Origin of the sequence: Blastococcus sp. MG754426 (genome assembly GCF_021699055.1) — a bacterium.
Taxonomy (GTDB): Bacteria; Actinomycetota; Actinomycetes; order Mycobacteriales; family Geodermatophilaceae; genus Blastococcus.
The window spans coordinates 1-2,084 of record NZ_SSXC01000148.1 but is presented as its reverse complement, the minus strand read 5'-3'; the positions used below and the strand labels follow the sequence as shown (position 1 = coordinate 2,084).

General features: G+C 73.8%; 3 protein-coding genes. All 3 read right to left on the bottom strand.

Annotated elements, in window-relative coordinates; all coding sequences use genetic code 11:
• Positions 1-224, bottom strand: a 224-nt coding sequence (locus E9549_RS22670; RefSeq protein WP_236828865.1) for a TSUP family transporter, incomplete at its 3' end; no start/stop codon positions are given.
• Between the two features lie 4 nt (positions 225-228).
• On the bottom strand, positions 229-810 hold the full coding sequence (locus E9549_RS22665; protein WP_135095147.1) for a rhodanese-like domain-containing protein: 582 nt from the start codon (positions 808-810) through the stop codon (positions 229-231).
• Positions 807-2,084, bottom strand: a 1,278-nt coding sequence (locus E9549_RS22660; protein WP_236828864.1) for a rhodanese-like domain-containing protein, incomplete at its 5' end; no start/stop codon positions are given. The genes E9549_RS22665 and E9549_RS22660, both read right to left, overlap by 4 nt.

The window sequence follows — 2,084 nt, the reverse complement described above, 5'->3', positions numbered from 1 at the left end:
AGCAGGCCGGTGCGCCAGCGGACGCGCCCGGCGCGGGCGTGGCCGACCACGCTCACCGCCGCGGTGACGCCGACGACCACGAGCGAGGCGGCGATCGCCTCCTTGGCGTCCATGCCGGCCACGTAGACCAGCAGCGGCACCATCAGGATCGAGCCGCCCCCGCCGAGCAGCCCCAGGGTGACTCCGACGACGACAGCCAGTGCGACGGTGAGCGCGATCAGCACCGGGTCACCGCTTCCGGGTGAGCTGGTCCAGCGCCGAGCCGGTGGCGCGGGCGCCCCGCTTGTTCCACGGCATCTTCGCCAGCGCCATGCCCATGGCGCAGGTGTTGGAGACGGCGGCGAAGACCAGCCCGCCGCCGACGAAGCCGGACAGCCACTTCGCCTTGGGGGCGACCGTGCTGCCCACGATCCCGGCGACGACGAGGGATCCGGCGGCCAGGCGGACCTGGCGCTCGAGCTCCCAGCTCTGGCGGCCGCGGTTCACCGTGCCGCCGGTCTTCTCCCAGTCCACGATGCCGCCGGAGAGGACGGCGGGGGAGGAAAGGCCAGCCGCCTGCAGGGCCTCCTGCGCCTGGCCAGCCCGGGCGCCGGAGCGGCAGACGAGGACGACGTCGTGGTGGTCGTCCAGGACCGTGCGGAGCTCGTCGAGCGAGCCCTTCAGCTCGTCCAGGGGGACGTTGACCGCGCCGGGGATGTGGCCGGCCTCGAACTCTGACGGTGTGCGGACATCGATCAGCGTGGGGTCCGGGTCCGAGTTGTTGCCGAGGCGCTCGGCGAGGGTGGGGGCGTCGACGGTGGGGGTGGTCATGCGGGGATCTCCTGCTTGATCGCGTCGGTGGTGAGGTAGAGGCCGGCGGGGCCGGCATTGTCGAAGGAGTCGTCGATGGCGACGACGTCGATGCCGTGCGCGTCGAGCAGGGCGGCGACGACGCCGGCGCGGTAGCCGCCGGCGCAGTGCACCCACACCGGCCCGGCCGGGACCTCGTCGAGGCGCTCGAGCACCTCGTGGATCGGGATGTGCAGCGAACCGGCGATGTGCCGCTCGGCGCGTTCCTGGTTGCGCCGCACGTCGAGCACGAGGGGGCTGCGGCCGGCGGTGAACTCGGCGGCGAGGTCAGCGAAGGTGGCGGTGCGGTAGGCCCGCAGCGGCTCGCCGCCGGACCAGTCCTCGACCGTGCCGGTGGCCATCGCGGCCGGCCGGTCGATGCCGACCCGGACCAGCTCGCGCTGGGCCTCGGCGACGTCCTCGGCGGTCTCCCCGAGCAGGGTCACCGGGGTGCCCCAGGGCATCAGCCAGGCGAGGTAGGTGACGAACTGCCCGTCCAGGCCGAAGTTGACCGTGCCGCCGACGTGCCCGGCGGCGAAGGCCGTGCGGTTGCGGAGGTCGACGACCCACTCGCCGGCCTCGATGCGCCGGCGCAGCTCGGCCGGGTCCGCCTCGGTGGGCAGGGAGAGGTCGGCCTCGCCGGGGCCGGCGGAGTTGGCCGCGCCCATGTGCGCGTAGTAGGCCGGGTAGGCGTCCAGGCCGGCGAGGAGATCCTCGACGTAGCGGGACTCGTCGGTGGTCAGGGCCGGGTTGGCGAGCTTCTCCTGGCCGATGGTGCTGGCGGTGCCGCCGGACTGGGTGGCCGAGCAGAAGCTGCCGAAGCCGTGCGTCGGGTAGACGGCGGTCTCGTCCGGGAGCTCGGCGGCCAGCCGCTGCGCGGAGTGCCACTGGGCGTGCGCCAGCGTCTGGGTGTGGTCGGGGCCGAGCAGGTCGGGGCGCCCGGTGGAGCCGTAGAGCAGGGAGCCGCCGGTGAAGACCGCCACGGACTCACCGTCGGCCTCGAGCGCGAAGGACAGGTGGGTGTGGGTGTGGCCGGGGGTGAGCAGCACCCGCACGCGCATGCGGGCCCCCACCTCGACGATGTCGCCGTCGGAGACCCCGGTGCGCTCGAAGGAGACCTGGTCGTCGGCGTTCAGCAGGTACTGGGCGCCGACCTCGCGGGCCAGTTCCAGCCCGCCGGTCACGTAGTCGTTGTGGATGTGGGACTCGAAGACGTGGGTGATCCGGACGCCGGCGGCCTCGGCGATGCCGAGCAC

Coding starts and splice junctions, on each gene's coding strand:
- E9549_RS22665 (WP_135095147.1), bottom strand. CDS start 810: ATGACCACCCCCACCGTCGACGCCCCCACCCTCGCCGAGCGCCTCGGC.